18 protein-coding genes and 1 pseudogene are annotated in these 14,015 nt (G+C 38.4%); 12 read left to right on the top strand and 7 right to left on the bottom strand.

The genetic code is table 11. The features are described from left to right. Nucleotides 1-87 precede the first annotated feature (87 nt). The 3 genes from ACFSCZ_RS15230 to ACFSCZ_RS15220 all read right to left on the bottom strand — a co-directional run bounded on the left by ACFSCZ_RS15230 (nt 88) and on the right by ACFSCZ_RS15220 (nt 2,446). Nucleotides 88-1,086 carry a tyrosine-type recombinase/integrase gene (locus tag ACFSCZ_RS15230; RefSeq protein ID WP_380775051.1) on the bottom strand — a complete coding sequence of 333 codons (999 nt, stop codon included), beginning with the start codon at nt 1,084-1,086 and terminating at the stop codon, nt 88-90. A gap of 525 nt (nt 1,087-1,611) precedes the next feature. Next, entirely contained in the window at nt 1,612-2,103 is a 492-nt protein-coding gene (locus ACFSCZ_RS15225) for a molybdopterin-dependent oxidoreductase (RefSeq protein WP_041846742.1), read from the bottom strand. A gap of 46 nt (nt 2,104-2,149) precedes the next feature. Then, entirely contained in the window at nt 2,150-2,446 is a 297-nt protein-coding gene (locus tag ACFSCZ_RS15220; protein ID WP_041846741.1) for a hypothetical protein, read from the bottom strand. A gap of 1,147 nt (nt 2,447-3,593) precedes the next feature. Between ACFSCZ_RS15220 and ACFSCZ_RS15215 the strand changes: the two genes are divergently transcribed. From ACFSCZ_RS15215 to ACFSCZ_RS15200, 4 genes and pseudogenes are all read left to right on the top strand, one after another. Next, entirely contained in the window at nt 3,594-3,800 is a 207-nt protein-coding gene (locus tag ACFSCZ_RS15215) for a DUF1657 domain-containing protein (RefSeq protein ID WP_041844991.1), read from the top strand. Nucleotides 3,801-3,879: 79 nt separating this feature from the next. Further along, nucleotides 3,880-4,353 carry a YhcN/YlaJ family sporulation lipoprotein gene (locus ACFSCZ_RS15210; protein WP_230131372.1) on the top strand — a complete coding sequence of 158 codons (474 nt, stop codon included), beginning with the start codon at nt 3,880-3,882 and terminating at the stop codon, nt 4,351-4,353. A gap of 17 nt (nt 4,354-4,370) precedes the next feature. Beyond that, entirely contained in the window at nt 4,371-4,850 is a 480-nt protein-coding gene (gene spoVAC / locus ACFSCZ_RS15205) for a stage V sporulation protein AC (protein WP_041844976.1), read from the top strand. Next, nucleotides 4,850-5,263, top strand: a pseudogene (locus tag ACFSCZ_RS15200) (beta-ketoacyl-[acyl-carrier-protein] synthase family protein); the annotation flags it as partial. The gene spoVAC (ACFSCZ_RS15205) and the pseudogene ACFSCZ_RS15200, both read left to right, overlap by 1 nt. A 632-nt stretch (nt 5,264-5,895) precedes the next feature. On the opposite strand, the gene ACFSCZ_RS15195 reads toward ACFSCZ_RS15200, so the two are convergent. Continuing rightward, nucleotides 5,896-6,222, bottom strand: coding sequence for a hypothetical protein (locus ACFSCZ_RS15195; protein ID WP_041902469.1), 327 nt, complete (start codon nt 6,220-6,222; stop codon nt 5,896-5,898). 154 nt (nt 6,223-6,376) lie between these two features. Continuing rightward, entirely contained in the window at nt 6,377-6,571 is a 195-nt protein-coding gene (locus ACFSCZ_RS15190; RefSeq protein WP_041844978.1) for a hypothetical protein, read from the bottom strand. 244 nt (nt 6,572-6,815) lie between these two features. On the opposite strand from ACFSCZ_RS15190, the gene ACFSCZ_RS15185 reads away from it, so the two are divergent. Then, nucleotides 6,816-8,387 carry an IS1182 family transposase gene (locus ACFSCZ_RS15185; RefSeq protein ID WP_380774966.1) on the top strand — a complete coding sequence of 524 codons (1,572 nt, stop codon included), beginning with the start codon at nt 6,816-6,818 and terminating at the stop codon, nt 8,385-8,387. Nucleotides 8,388-8,551: 164 nt separating this feature from the next. Here ACFSCZ_RS15185 and ACFSCZ_RS15180 read toward each other — a convergent pair whose 3' ends face one another. Both ACFSCZ_RS15180 and ACFSCZ_RS15175 read right to left on the bottom strand, forming a co-directional pair. Continuing rightward, nucleotides 8,552-8,899, bottom strand: coding sequence for a spore coat protein (locus ACFSCZ_RS15180; protein ID WP_041903726.1), 348 nt, complete (start codon nt 8,897-8,899; stop codon nt 8,552-8,554). 13 nt (nt 8,900-8,912) lie between these two features. After that, complete coding sequence (locus tag ACFSCZ_RS15175) at nt 8,913-9,194, bottom strand: hypothetical protein (protein WP_380774964.1); 282 nt, start codon at nt 9,192-9,194, stop codon at nt 8,913-8,915. Nucleotides 9,195-9,886: 692 nt separating this feature from the next. On the opposite strand from ACFSCZ_RS15175, the gene ACFSCZ_RS15170 reads away from it, so the two are divergent. The 7 genes from ACFSCZ_RS15170 to ACFSCZ_RS15140 all read left to right on the top strand — a co-directional run bounded on the left by ACFSCZ_RS15170 (nt 9,887) and on the right by ACFSCZ_RS15140 (nt 13,620). After that, the gene (locus ACFSCZ_RS15170; RefSeq protein WP_150917557.1) at nt 9,887-10,093 is read left to right on the top strand and encodes a DUF1657 domain-containing protein; all 207 of its coding nucleotides are present in this window, start codon (nt 9,887-9,889) and stop codon (nt 10,091-10,093) included. 81 nt (nt 10,094-10,174) lie between these two features. Then, nucleotides 10,175-10,648: a YhcN/YlaJ family sporulation lipoprotein gene (locus ACFSCZ_RS15165; RefSeq protein WP_009336487.1), complete on the top strand. Its 474-nt coding sequence runs from the start codon at nt 10,175-10,177 to the stop codon at nt 10,646-10,648. A 17-nt stretch (nt 10,649-10,665) separates the two neighbouring features. Next, nucleotides 10,666-11,145, top strand: a complete 480-nt coding sequence (gene spoVAC / locus ACFSCZ_RS15160; RefSeq protein WP_009336486.1) for a stage V sporulation protein AC — start codon at nt 10,666-10,668, stop codon at nt 11,143-11,145. Beyond that, the gene (gene spoVAD / locus ACFSCZ_RS15155) at nt 11,145-12,164 is read left to right on the top strand and encodes a stage V sporulation protein AD (RefSeq protein ID WP_061794311.1); all 1,020 of its coding nucleotides are present in this window, start codon (nt 11,145-11,147) and stop codon (nt 12,162-12,164) included. The genes spoVAC (ACFSCZ_RS15160) and spoVAD overlap by 1 nt, the downstream gene beginning before the upstream one ends. Continuing rightward, nucleotides 12,161-12,511: a stage V sporulation protein AE gene (gene spoVAE / locus ACFSCZ_RS15150; RefSeq protein WP_009336484.1), complete on the top strand. Its 351-nt coding sequence runs from the start codon at nt 12,161-12,163 to the stop codon at nt 12,509-12,511. The genes spoVAD and spoVAE overlap by 4 nt, the downstream gene beginning before the upstream one ends. Before the next feature lie 11 nt (nt 12,512-12,522). Next, the gene (locus ACFSCZ_RS15145) at nt 12,523-12,729 is read left to right on the top strand and encodes a DUF1657 domain-containing protein (RefSeq protein WP_009336483.1); all 207 of its coding nucleotides are present in this window, start codon (nt 12,523-12,525) and stop codon (nt 12,727-12,729) included. A 30-nt stretch (nt 12,730-12,759) separates the two neighbouring features. Further along, a complete protein-coding gene (locus tag ACFSCZ_RS15140; RefSeq protein ID WP_380774959.1) occupies nt 12,760-13,620 on the top strand; it encodes a DUF421 domain-containing protein in 861 nt (286 codons plus the stop codon). Nucleotides 13,621-14,015: the final 395 nt, after the last annotated feature.

Genomic DNA, 14,015 nt, shown 5'->3' with positions numbered 1-14,015 from the left:
TTTCAAGAGGTTCCCAAATGGGCCTTTTATTTTGCTTGAATATGGCCCCGTGACTGGAATCTGACTGGAATTATTCATGAAAAAATTTCAGATCCTCTCGTCTTGATTTTCATTATCTTCGTTATTTAGAAAACTCACCAATTTTTTGCTAAGTTCTCCATCTGCTTTTTCCGAAATATGCGTGTAAATATCCATCGTTGTACTAATCCTCGAATGGCCCAACCGTTTCTGAATGTCTTTCATCCTTGCACCAGCTGCAAACAGCATAGAGGCGTGTGTGTGCCTTAAACCGTGTACTTTAATATTTTTTATCTTAAATCTTTTACAGGTTGAATGCAGCGTTTCATTCGGGTATGCACTCCGCATCGGTTTCAGGTCAGACGGTCTTGGAAACAAGAAAGGTTCGATATTTGGATTCCCGTGTTCCTCACGTAAGCGCCGGTTCAATTCAATGAGTTTAACCAATACATTAAAAGTTTCATCATCCAGCCCAATCTTCCGGAATGAGTTTTTCGTTTTCGGTTGAAGCAGCTGATAATCTCCGTTGATCCATACAAGCGTTTTATTGATGGACAGTTCCTTTTTATCTTGACATAAGTCACTTTCAAGCAACGCGGACAGTTCACCTTTCCGAATGCCGGTATATAAGAAAGTCCGGAACATCGCAAATACCCGGAAAGAAAGCTCCTGTTCAGCCCGAGTAAGGAAAGTATTAACGGTTTCTTTTTCCCAAAACTCCACGCCTGTATCTTCCTCCTTTGACGAATATTCATCCTCATAGTACGGGTAGGCTACATAGTCCATTGGATTTTCCTTGATGATTTTTTTCCGTTTGGAGTAACGGAATAATAAATCCATCTGGTTCCCGTAATCTTTAAAAGATTTCATTTTCGTAGAGAGTTCATCAATGAATGCCTGGCATTGTTCGGACGTAATCTGATCGATGTATAGCTTCCTGAAATTCGGCAGGATATGCTTATTGAATTTTGAACGCTTGTTTGCAAGGGAGGAAATCTTCAATTTCTTTTCCTGTTCCTTCATCCACATATCGTAGACTTCCTCGAAGGTAAAATACTCTTTTTGTATGAACTTTCCTTCCTCAACCTCATTCTGGATTAGGCGTGCTGTACAATCTCATTCAGGTTATTTTCATGATTAATACTTCTTAATCTCGCTTTGGTTTCTGCTTCTTCAAGCGTTCACCACTGAACCGATGGGGATGTTCAAGGATAATCCGAATGGAAACTATTATTACTTCAATTTCTCATGTTCGGCCTCCATCGCCATGCGGAGGATTTAAAGCAGCGCTATCCTTCACAGCGTTTAATGCACTATTCCCTGTGATTGGTTTTGGGCTCATTCCATTTATTAGCACTTGTATCACCCGTCGCATCCATCTCAAATAATTTGTCTTCCAACAATCGGACTTTCTCGACGGTAGGGAAGCTTTTACCGGCGGGATTAATTGCAATGATCTCGATTATTCAGGGCTGAAAATATCCAAGGGGGACGATTATTTTAGCCTTTTGGGGATAATGTATTCCTTAACTTTCCCAACTGCCAAAATGAAAGGGAACAAATACTAGTCCTTTTTGTACCACATTGCCAATTCTAGCAAAACGATTGTAGTAAGCAGAATTCGGTGGTAGCTGTACAAAGCCGAGTATTGGCATCTAGTAAATGAGTTTGCAAGCCGGCCCTGCGGAACTTTGCGATTGTATAGTAATCCTCTAAGAGACCTTGTCCGGTTGAATCGCTATTTGACCCTCTCTGTTTTAGAGAATCGGTCGCTTTTTTTACCATTAAATTCATCGCCTCATCCCATGTTGCAGGAACCAACTTTCCGGAAGAATCACGGATCATGGGAGTTAACAGGCGATCAGGGCTGTTATTGGCATACCACTGATTTTCCCCTTTGGGGCCAAGTCTGCCTCTGTTAATGGGGTGGGCACTGTTTCCCTTGATTCCGACTATCTTCTCATCTTTCACGGCTATATAGCAGCCGCAGCCGATTGAGCATATATTACAGGTACTGTACACCCACTTATCAATATCTCCCTGGCTGTACATATTTATATCGGTTCTTTCCGTTTCCCAGGACATTGAACTTCCTCCTTGGATAGTAGTTTTGAGAAAAAAGATTATGCTGTTAGCGAAGGGCAGATATGTAAAAAGATGGAATGATATATTTTGTTTGCTTAGCCCCATAAATCCTTTCCAATTCAGCAGCTGAGTGTTCAAGGTTGGTCTTTATCTCCTGGAATAACGGCTCCAAATTTCTTGCTGATTCCAGGTACGGAAGATTCATCCATTCAACTGCTCTTTTCCATGCTCGAAATGTAGGGTGGGCTATTTCATTATCATGATAAATAATAGACAGAAATTCTGACATGTTCTTTAGTTCGGCCCCATCATTTGAAAGCTCTTGCATTATTTTTTTAATCATTTCCAGTTGCTCTCTCAAATAGTTTGAAGCAAAATCGCAATCGGGTGATCAGAATTTTCAATTTCCTTTATTGCTTTTTCAGTTTGGTTTTGAAGATCTGAATATAACTCCTTCAGTTGTAACAATAAATTTCCTCTCTTTCATAAATAATTGCAATGCTCGCGGGCAGCGCTCACATTCTTTACTAAATTTCCCAATCATTTGAGGAATATACTTTAGATGGAACCACTTTCCTCCATTAAATGTGAGAAGTTAGGTAATTTTTTTTAAGTCGGAGTAGCCGTAAAAATTTGATGTATCCCTTTTAATGGCTACGAAAAACCCTTAGATCATTTAAATCTAAGGGCTTAACAACACTATTAGTCCACCTAATAAACCGCCTAATAATCCGCTTAGAAATGGGTTAGCCTAATAAGGTCCCCAAAAGAAGGGTCTAAAGGGGAATGGCCTAAAAAAGGGCCTAAAGAAAAATGGCCTTATACCCCAAATCCTTTGGTCTAAATTTTCAACCTGATTATTTTCCTGAGATAAATTGTAATCATATTGCGGTTCTGGATTCATGAAAAGCACCTTCATTTCATTTTTAATCCAGAATATGCATTTACCTATTTTTATTCTTGGGTTAATATCCCTAATTTAAAATGAAAGAGATACACGGTAAAAAAAGAACTATGAAGGCAGAAGGAAATTAAAACGTTGTATACCTATAATGAATTATAAATAAATACTGAGGTTGATACCGGGGATAGGAAAATTTTTTAGAATTGATAATAAAACATTTTATTCGAAGAATAATACTTTTGTACTAAATCATAAACGGGAGGAATGGCATGGCAAATCAAATGGATTACTAACCAAATTAAAGCAAAGCAGAGGCAACATCTATGTTTAATGATGTTCACTAAAGGGAACGGTGAAAAAAATTTGAGATGAGACACATTATCCAAAAAGATGATTCATCGCAATCCTATAATCGTCACCAAATAGAAGAACTGATGGGGATCTGGAAACGAGGTTACTACAGAAAAAATCGTGCTATTCGCCAAAAGTAATTTTAGGTCTATATTCCCGAAAAGAATTTGCCAAAGAAGAAAATTCTGATTCAGGTAATCTAAAAAGGTCAAAAAAAATTCAAGGAGGATTCATCATGACAGTAATAAATGATGTTAAGACAGCTCTAGCAGGCTTAAAAAGTGCACAAGCAAGTTTCGAAACATTTGCTCTTGGTACAGATAATCAACAGGCAAAGCAACTTTACCAAGATGCTGCTAAACAAACCCAATCTGTTATTAACAGCATTGAACCACGCGTTCAACAAATTGAACAAGAAGAACCTCAATACAAACAACAATAATGAGTAAGATAAAAAAGGTTGGTTGGGAGGCCAACCTTTTTTAATTCCTTTAAATAATGGGAAAAACGGAGATGGTTTCATGAAAGACAAAATAACCAAAATAAAAATTTTTCTTTCCATTTTAGCCGTGATCGGGTTTGGAACAGGATGTAACGATAACCAAAATCAGTTAGATGAGGATAACAATGATTTAGGTGTTTCACTGGTACATACGACTAAACCCATCGATCAATCAGTTGCCAATAGGGCTAAAGAAAAAATTATTGCCAAAGAAGAAATTTCAGATGTAAAGGCTGTGAATACAGAAAAAGAGCTTTTTGCAGCAATAAAAGTTGATAATTTTGATCGCTTTCGATTAAAGAAAATTGAGAAGTCAATAAAATCCGACTTGGAAAAAATGTACCCAAACCATGAAATAATTGTTTCGTCAGATAAAAAAATGATGTGGGAATTGGAACAATTAGAACAGAAACTTCAAAAAGGCAACACAGATAAGAAGAGCTTAAAAAAAGATTTAAATAAAATTAAAAATCTAATGAAAGAGAAAACTTAAAGAGAAAGGGGCAAGCTATGTCAAATAATCAAAAGAAACAACTAACCCCGGTGCAACAAGAATATCAAAAATTGCAAAAAAATCGAGAAATCGACAGACCCGTTTTTAAAAATTGTATAAAGGCCTTTATAACAGGTGGTCTGATTTGTCTTATTGGCCAGGTTATTCAAGACTTCTTTATTTATTATTTTGATTTTACAGACCAAACGGCTGGAAATCCAACTGTGGGTACATTAATTTTTATTGCTATGCTTCTTACCGGTTTTGGGGTTTATGACCGAATTGCTCAATTTGGAGGAGCTGGTTCAGCAGTTCCAGTTACCGGTTTTGGCAATGCTGTCATTTCAGCTGCTATTGAACATCGAACCGAAGGGTTTGTATTAGGAGTCGGAGGTAATATGTTTAAATTAGCTGGGTCTGTTATATTATTTGGTGTTTTTTCTGCGTTTGTTATTGCATTAGTAAAGACAATTCTAATTAGGTGGGGTGGTTTATGATACTCGCAGGTCATCGTACATGGATCTTCGAACAAAAACCCGTCATACTTTCTACTGGAACAGTTGGTGGACCATTTGAAGCAAACGGAGCAATCGCAGAAGATTTCGATCTCCTTCATGCTAATTTATGGCTTGGACAGGATTCCTATGAGAAAGCACATAAAATCCTTTTTGAAGAGGCCTGTCAAAAAGCCATGGAAAAAGGGGGCATCCAAAAGGATCAAGTTCAATTTATCCTAGCTGGGGACCTAATCAATCAGATCACCCCAACAAGTTTCGCTAGTCGAACAATTGGAGCCCCGTATTTTGGTTTATTCGGTGCCTGCTCTACGTCTATGGAAGGATTGGCCCTAGGTGCTTATATCGTGAATACCAAAGGAGCGAAATATTTATTAACCGGAGCATCCAGCCATGCCATAAGAAGGTTGTTATCATCAATCACTTTATCAATTAAATCGATACCATCTTGGCTTCCTACTTCTTTGATGACAGTACTGCACGCTTTTGCATACTCTTCAGTTTCCAACTTATCCCTTTGCATATAGCCATCTTTCGATGTTTTCTGTGGTCTTTGCACTGTCTTCACCTCCGTATTCCTCCAAGATTACTATTGTTCGGCCCTTCGTTCCGAAGGAACTACTATGGCCTCTGCTGACTTCTTACAATTCAACTTGCCATTGCTGACAAGTTTGTTCCTGTGGGATGTTACATCCCTCTTGTCGGGAACCCTTGTAAGACCTCCCCGGGTAAGAACTACAACCTTCCTCCCATGTAACTGCTGTATTTACTGTATGGAACTCGTGCAGTATCGGACTTTGTTTTGTTTGGCAAACTCATCCATTCCAATTCAGCCTTTTATACAGTTTCTGTTCGTCAGTTCGGGATTTTGCCTCCGGCTTCCTTCAGATTCCACCTCACGATGGACACCCTTGCCTTTAGCTAACAGTTCCTACTGCCAAGCCTGTAGTGGACTTTCACCACCAAGTTATAGCCCATGCCGGGCGCACCATAAAGAACACCGTTTGAGAACAAACGGTGTATAAACTTATTCATCTTTATTATCTGCGTCATTTACATCTTTAGGATCTTCAATTGGTTCTTCTGTATCAGTGTTGTCATTATTTTCATCAATATTATCTGGATCTGTTGCGTCTTCAGCATCTTCAATTGATTCTTCTGTATCAGGGGTGACATTATTTTCATCAATAGTATCTGGATCTGTTGCGTCTTCAGGATCTTCAATTGGTTCCTCTGTCCCAGGAGTTACATCCTCAGGTGGTGGATTATTATCGTCATCTCCATTATTACACCCTAATAACAAGAACATTGAAAGAAAAACTGTTGATAAAAGTTTCATCCACTTATGATTCATCTTTACCGCCCTTTCGATTGTTGTAATTTCTAAATTATTTTTTACGTTTATTCTTTTTTTATTCAGATAGTCTAAAAAAGAAATTTGATGAAATACAGTAATAAAATTAAAAATGAGGCAATTATGTATGATAATATTACAAAGTTTCCCTATTTTATCCGATTCTATTTTTTGCTTTTTGAATAACCTCTACTACAAACTGATCTTTATTTTCTAATTCACCAAGTGTAAGTTCTCCATTAGCTAATTTTTCAGAGAGCACATTAATATCTTCCTGGACGGAAACAGGGATTTGATTTTCAGTCAACATTTTCTGAAGCTCATTTGCAATTTTAGTTTCTTGATTCATTTTTAACACAACCTTATTTTAGTATTTATATGGCAGGATTTGAGCAATTTAATACTTTGAACACGTTTGTAGGAAGGTTCTAAAGAAGAGAAGAGGCTGGGACAAAACCCAGTAAATAAAAAGAGTGGCATCCACCAACATAAGTTGGTGTAGATGCCACTCTTTATGTGTTTTAGCGAGTAAAAAAGGATACCTTCTGATAGAATTAAAGTCACCACAACCATAATTAATCGGAGGTATCCTTATGTTTAAAGATTATAACATGAATCAGGTTGTTTTGCCGCTGGATTTGGAAATAAAACTACAGGAAAATGACATTGCCTATGCCGTCAACGATGTGGTGGAAAGCATTCCAGATGAAGCATTCACTGTTTTTGTGCGGGAAACCGGCTGCCCTGCCTATCACCCGCGGATGATGATGAAGATTATCCTGTGCGCCTACACTCAGTCTGTTTTCTCGGGAAGAAAGATCGAAGGGCTGCTTGGGGACAGTGTGCGTATGATGTGGTTGGCCCAAGGGTATGAACCAAGCTACCGCACCATTAATCGTTTTCGCGTCCATCCCGAGGTCAAAGAGCTGCTGCGCCAGTGCTTTGTCCAATTTCGATGCCAGCTTGTACAGGAGAAGCTGATCGATGAAGAGGCGATTTTTATCGATGGCACCAAAATCGAAGCGAACGCCAATAAGTTTACGTTTGTCTGGCGCAAGTCTGTTGAAAGATACAGTGCCAGCCTTGTGGAAAAATCCAATCAAATGTATGAGGAATTGCTGGAGCACGAGATCATTCCCGAAATAGAACGGGAAAGCCCGGAGGAACTGTCCATCAAGGAATTGGCCGAAGTAGTCGAAAAGCTCGATGAGACGGTGAAAGACTATGATAAAAAAATAGAGGCCAGCGAAGATATGGGCGAACGGAAGCGCTTGCGCTCTACACGCAAAGCCCCTAAACAATACCGCAAGCAATTTAAGGACTTTTTGGAGCGAAAGCAGAGATACAAAAATGACATGAAAATTTTCGGGGATCGCAATAGCTATTCGAAAACTGACCACGATGCCACTTTCATGCGCATGAAAGATGATTACATGAAAAACGGTCAGCTAAAGGCGGGCTACAATGTGCAGGTTGGGACCGAGGGACAATATGTGCTCGCTTATGATGTTTTCCCAAACCCGACGGATACACGCACCCTCATTCCTTTTTTGAACAAGATCGAAGAAGGCTTTTTTGACCTGCCATCCTACATCGTTGCAGATGCAGGCTATGGCAGCGAGCAAAATTACGAAGACGTGGTCACTAACCGAAATCGCATTCCGCTCATTACCTATAATACATACCGAAAAGAGAAGAAAAAGAAATTTAAGGACAACCCCTTCCATTCCGCCAACTGGGAATACGACAGGGAAAGCGACACTTTCACCTGTCCATATGGCCGGAAGTTGACGTTCCGGTACCTATCCAATCGGACAGACCGGTATGGTTTCACCCGGACGTTTAAAGTCTATGAGTGTGAGGACTGTTCAGATTGCCCGCTGCGTTCTCAGTGTACCAAAGCCAAAGAAGGGCATAACCGGCAGGTCAGATACAATGTAAAATGGGAACAGCAAAAAGAATATATCAGACAGCAGCTTTCAGAAGAGAAAACTGGGGAGATCTACGGAAAACGTAAAATCGACGTGGAGCCAGTCTTCGGATTCCTGAAGGCTAATTTGCGTTTCACCCGTTTCTCCGTAAGGGGGAAAAAGAAGGTGAACAATGAATTGGGATTTGCGCTTATGGCGGTAAACTTGAGAAAGTTCACCGCTATGAGCACCTAAGGCGATCTGAAAGAGCAAAAGCCAACAAAAAAAGGTTCCGGCCATCAAAAACCGATGATCGGAACTCTTTTTTCTTTCTGTGTGGCTAGTTATGTCCCAGCCTCTTTGTCTTGCATAATTATTGTTGTTTTACCCTGAGTTTACTTTCCTTTAACAAGTGTTCTTTATTGTATTAAATTGCCTCTATAAGGATCTTGACTTTGCATGTAGTTAGAAAATTGTTGAACCGATTGTTGAATAGTTTGTGGAGTTTCTTTTTCCAAAGCATACCATCCGTTTTTAAACATTAAGTTATATAGATTGCGGTGACAGTCTTCTGTTTCTTGGGAAATAGACGCAATTGTACGATACAACGACCCATGGCTTGCTTCTTTTAATGCAGTCGAATATGAGGAAGATATATATTTTTCCGTAGTTAAGGCATCGTTTAGAAAATCTCTATCGTTCATTTGCGGCGTCTTGGGAACTGGTGTTTCAGGATTCTTAATTTTGTTTGGAGTATTATTTTCCACTATCGTATCCTCCTTATTGATTCATATTTTGTGAAGGTTGAGTTACATACTGTTGCATCTGTTGAAGCAGCTGTTGATAGTGTCGGTTGTGCATTTGTCCAGCTTGTTCAAGTGCTGCTCTTACTTCTGGATTTTGACATTGTTGAGCGAAAAAATGCATTTTCTTCATCGCAAGTAGATTCCAGCTTAACATATCGTTTAAATAGAGATGATCCTTTGTTGACATTATTTCAGGCGGCTGCGTCATGAAAGCTTGTGCTTGTTGATTAACCATACCCGTCTGCGGTTGTTGCATGATGTTTCCTCCTTGTTAACAATGTTGTAATCACTTGGGTAGATTGCCACATAGTGGTCAAAAATATGCAGGTATTTTAGACTAGTGTTAAAGAACCAGCCACCTTTGGACATATCATCCCTTTGGTTTCACTATAGGCATTAAATACTCCCCACCTATACGCAGGTGGGGAGTATTTGTCGCTTAACTAAATATTAATTGATCCTATTCCAGATTCTGTCTAGATCCAAGGCAACATATATTTTATCACCATTAATTTCCTTATGTATGATAGGATGGGAAAAATACTGATTTATATTTCTATTAAATTGCTTAGACCTTGCTCGTGGTTTTGGTCCTGAAATCGTTTCAAGATAGTCCTTATCCATACTCCGTCTACCTCTTTTTTATTATTTAATGAAAAATACAAACTGCATCAATACTCATTTCTAAATAAAAAAGCATACCAGTCTTACTTCTCGAAAAGAAAATTCCCCTCGAATGGTAAAACAATTGTACTTTCATCAGCTTTTATAAAAGTTCAACTGTCCAATTTATCCTATTCTCCCTTCCTTAATTTTTTCCTGCCAAGAGTATTTTTTCCTAAAAGATAAGAAGTATAATTTAAATTTTAAAAACTTTGTATGAATAAACATTTCTATCTTGAAACATTCTAAGAAAGGTTTCAAAGAAAAATATAGGAGGTGAAAGTCATGACAGTTATTAATGACGTTAAGACAGCTCTAGCGGGATTAAAAAGCGCTCAAGCTAGCTTTGAAACATTTGCTCTTAGTACAGATAATGAACAAGCGAAGCAGCTTTACCAAGATGCTGCTAAGCAAACCCAATCCGTTGTAGACAGCATTGAACCACGTGTTCAACAAATCGAACAAGAAGAACCTCAATACAAACAACAGTAATAGTAAGGCGAAAAAAGGTTGGCCTCTTAACCAACCTTTTTTCAGCTGTTCAAATAATGGAAAAACATGGAGGTGATTTTTTTGAAAGATAAAATAACCACATTGAAAAACCTACTTTTTATTATAATGGTCATTGGTTTCGCATCAGGATGTAATGGTAATCAAAATGAATTTATTCAAGGTAATAGTACTTTTGGTATTTCACAAGTACATACAAGTAAGCCAATTGATCAATCCGTTGCCAATCATGCGAAAGAAAAGATAATTGCCAAGGAAGATATTACAGACGTAAAAGCTGTGAATACTGATAAAGAGCTTATGGCAGCGATTAAAGTTGAGAATTTTGATCGATTTCGATTAAAGAGTATCGAGAAGTCAGTAAAATCCGACTTAGAAAAAAAATATCCGGACTATAAAGTTTTTGTTTCGACTGATAAAAAAATATTCTGGGAGCTTGAAAAGGTCGAGCAAAGACTGAAAAAAAACGATATGAATAAGAAGAACTTAAAAAATGATTTGAACAAACTGAAAAGTCTTATGAAGGAACAAACCTAAAGAGGAAGGATCGAGTTATGTCTAACAATCAAAAGAAACAACTTACTCCTGTGCAACAGGAATATCAAAAATTGCAAAAACAACGAGAGATCAAAAGACCGGTTGTTAAAAATTGCATTAAGGCCTTTTTAACCGGTGGACTTATTTGTTTGATTGGTCAGCTTATTTCAGACTTTTACATTTATTATTTCGATTTTACTGAGCAAACGGCCGGAAATCCGACGGTGGGTACGTTAATTTTTATTACAATGCTTCTTACTGGTTTTGGCGTATATGATCGAATGGCCCAATTTGGTGGGGCTGGAACAGCTGTACCTGTAACAGGTTTTGGCAATGCGGTTATATCGCCTGCCATTGAGCATCGAACCGAAGGATTTGTACTGGGCGTAGGTGGCAACATGTTTAAATTAGCGGGGGCGGTTATTTTATTTGGTGTTTTTTCTGCTTTTGTCATTGCCTTAATTAAAACCACTTTAATCCAGTGGGGTGGTTTATAATGCTAGCAGGTCATCGTACATGGATCTTCGAACAAAAGCCTGTCATTATCTCCACTGGAACCGTTGGTGGACCATTTGAAGCCAATGGTGCTATCCCAGATGATTTCGATACTCTTCATGCTGATTTATGGCTTGGGCAGGATTCCTATGAGAAAGCACATAAAATCCTTTTTGAAGAGGCTTGCCAAAAAGCCATGGAAAAAGGGGGCATACAAAAAGATCAAGTTCAATTTATCCTAGCTGGGGACTTAATCAATCAAATCACCCCAACAAGTTTCGCTAGCAGAACGATTGGAGCGCCTTATTTTGGCTTATTCGGTGCTTGCTCTACCTCGATGGAAGGACTGGCTCTAGGTGCTTATATTGTAAATACAAAAGGAGCGAAATATTTGTTAACAGGAGCTTCCAGTCATGATACAGCTGTTGAAAAACAATTTCGGTATCCAACTGAGTATGGTGGACAAAAGCCACCTACGGCACAATGGACGGTTACTGGTGCAGGTGCAGCCCTATTAAGTGATTCTGGGGAAGGACCTCATGTCACATCTGCCACAATTGGTCGTGTAATCGATATGGGATTGACAGATCCATTTAACATGGGAGGAGCTATGGCGCCAGCTGCGGTTGATACCATTGAAGCCCATTTAAAGGAACGAAATGTTGAGCCATCTTATTACGATTTAATTGTAACCGGTGACCTTGGCCAAATCGGACAGGAAGTGTCCATGGATCTATTTAAAAAGCATGGAACTCCTATTAGTGAAGAACAATACCAAGATTGTGGCCTTATGATTTATCGGGAAGGACAACCCGTTCTTGCAGGGGCAAGCGGTGCAGGCTGTTCAGCAACGGTAGTTTATGGGCATTTATTAAACCGCATGAAAAAAGGTGAATTTAAACGAATGTTAGTTGTGGCAACAGGTGCTTTGCTTTCACCGTTGTCCTTTCAGCAAAATGAAACAATTCCTTGTATCGCCCATGCAGTGTCAATTGAATACGGAGGTGAACAATTAACATGATCTATTTTTGGGCTTTTGTCGTAGGCGGTTTAATTTGTATCATTGGGCAAATTATGTTTGATGTATTTAAATTGACACCAGGTCATACCTTAAGTGCTCTTGTAGTGATTGGGGCGCTTTTAGATGGATTTGGACTATACGAGCCTTTGATTGATTTTGCTGGGGCAGGGGCTACCGTTCCGATTACAAGTTTTGGGAATTCGCTTGTTCATGGTGCGATGCAGGAAGCAGAAAAACATGGGTTAGTTGGTGTACTGACAGGAATGTTTGAAGTAACTAGTTCTGGTATTTCAGCTTCCATTGTTTTCGGCATGATAGGAGCTTTAATTTTTAAGCCAAAAGGATAAGGAGAATTAGGATGACAGTAGGATCAGATGTTAAACAGTGTTTTGCCAGTCTAAAAGGGGTAGAAGCAAGTCTCTCAAGTTTAGCATTACGGACTCTTGATGATGAATCGAAGCGAACTTTGCATGAGGCTATGATGGTAGTACACGAAGTAACAAAAGATTTAAAAAAAAGAGTAGGAGAACTAGAAGGAGAGGAACTTCAGTACAAAGGTTTCTAGAAAAACTATATTTACAGGGGGTATCAAGCAGTGCCTGAATGGTTAGATATAGCTTTACGGTCAGCATTCTTTGTTGTTGTTTTATTTTTCATTACAAAGTGGTTAGGGAAAAAGCAAATTTCTGAACTATCTTTCTTTGAATATGTCACCGGTATGTCAATTGGAAGTATTGGAGCAGAAGTAGCTATGGGACTTGAACGGAATATTTTTCACGGAGTCATTGGAATAGTCATCTTTGCTGCTATCCCCTTTTTCGCTGGTTTAATTTCCTTAAAAAGCAAAGGTTTTCGTAATTTTATAGAAGGGAAAGCAACTGTATTTATCAAAGATGGAAAAATCATGGAAGATAATTTAAAAAAAGAAAGATACACGATAGATGAATTATTAGCATTACTTCGTAAGAAGGATGTCTATCAGGTAGCTGATGTCGAATTCGCTGTATTAGAGGCAACAGGAGATTTATCCGTTATGTTAAAAAAGGAGAACCAACCTTTAACAGCAAAAGCCTTAAACTTATCAGTCCCTTCCGTCAAAGAGCCTCAAACTGTCATTATGGATGGTGTGATCATGGATGAACCACTAGCTACAATTGGAAGAAGTCGCGCATGGTTACATACAGAGTTAGATAAATTAGGGGTTACGGTTGAAAATGTATTTCTTGGACAAATTAATTCTTTTGGAGAGTTAACGGTTGACCTTTTCGATGATAAGTTGCAAGTTGCGTCCCCCCAAGAAAGACCTTTAATTCTTTCAACTCTAAAAAAATGCCAAGCTGACTTAGAGTTGTTTGCTCTTGGAACTGAATCAAAGGAGGCCAAACAAATGTATAAGTTAAATAGTCAAAAATTACAAGAAGCTATTGATAAAGTGACCCCTATTTTAAAAGCTTGAAATTATAAAAATACATTGATTTTTCGAATTTCCAAAAAAATGAACAACATATATGGGTTAATAACTTTATTAAGTATTGCCCTTATCCTGCATTATGATTATCGCTTTCCAACAGGATTAGGTTTGTTTCTTTTGAGTCTTCCTTTATTTATATTTGCATGGTTCCATAAACGAACATTTTTTATTTTCTTAATTGATATCTAATTGTAACAGCAGCGTTTAATATGTAGGATAAAAAGCATTCCTTTCTTCCTGCATGATAATTTGTATTGTGTAGTGCAAAATAAAAGTGCAGAGTTATGAAACATAAACGTACATAACTTTGCATTTTATTTAAAAGAAAAAAGACCTTGCCAGCCATTCAAATCTTCTCTACTGTAGTTGGTGTCGAATCA

The organism is Siminovitchia sediminis, assembly GCF_042680885.1.
Taxonomy (GTDB): Bacteria; Bacillota; Bacilli; order Bacillales; family Bacillaceae_C; genus Siminovitchia; species Siminovitchia sediminis.
This window is presented reverse-complemented; position numbering and strand designations above follow the sequence as displayed.

Coding starts and splice junctions, on each gene's coding strand:
- ACFSCZ_RS15225 (WP_041846742.1), bottom strand. CDS start 2,103: ATGTCCTGGGAAACGGAAAGAACCGATATAAATATGTACAGCCAGGGA.
- ACFSCZ_RS15220 (WP_041846741.1), bottom strand. CDS start 2,446: ATGATTAAAAAAATAATGCAAGAGCTTTCAAATGATGGGGCCGAACTA.
- ACFSCZ_RS15215 (WP_041844991.1), top strand. CDS start 3,594: ATGACAGTAATAAATGATGTTAAGACAGCTCTAGCAGGCTTAAAAAGT.
- ACFSCZ_RS15210 (WP_230131372.1), top strand. CDS start 3,880: ATGAAAGACAAAATAACCAAAATAAAAATTTTTCTTTCCATTTTAGCC.
- spoVAC (WP_041844976.1), top strand. CDS start 4,371: ATGTCAAATAATCAAAAGAAACAACTAACCCCGGTGCAACAAGAATAT.
- ACFSCZ_RS15195 (WP_041902469.1), bottom strand. CDS start 6,222: ATGAATCATAAGTGGATGAAACTTTTATCAACAGTTTTTCTTTCAATG.
- ACFSCZ_RS15190 (WP_041844978.1), bottom strand. CDS start 6,571: ATGAATCAAGAAACTAAAATTGCAAATGAGCTTCAGAAAATGTTGACT.
- ACFSCZ_RS15185 (WP_380774966.1), top strand. CDS start 6,816: ATGTTTAAAGATTATAACATGAATCAGGTTGTTTTGCCGCTGGATTTG.
- ACFSCZ_RS15175 (WP_380774964.1), bottom strand. CDS start 9,194: ATGCAACAACCGCAGACGGGTATGGTTAATCAACAAGCACAAGCTTTC.
- ACFSCZ_RS15170 (WP_150917557.1), top strand. CDS start 9,887: ATGACAGTTATTAATGACGTTAAGACAGCTCTAGCGGGATTAAAAAGC.
- spoVAC (WP_009336486.1), top strand. CDS start 10,666: ATGTCTAACAATCAAAAGAAACAACTTACTCCTGTGCAACAGGAATAT.
- spoVAD (WP_061794311.1), top strand. CDS start 11,145: ATGCTAGCAGGTCATCGTACATGGATCTTCGAACAAAAGCCTGTCATT.
- spoVAE (WP_009336484.1), top strand. CDS start 12,161: ATGATCTATTTTTGGGCTTTTGTCGTAGGCGGTTTAATTTGTATCATT.
- ACFSCZ_RS15145 (WP_009336483.1), top strand. CDS start 12,523: ATGACAGTAGGATCAGATGTTAAACAGTGTTTTGCCAGTCTAAAAGGG.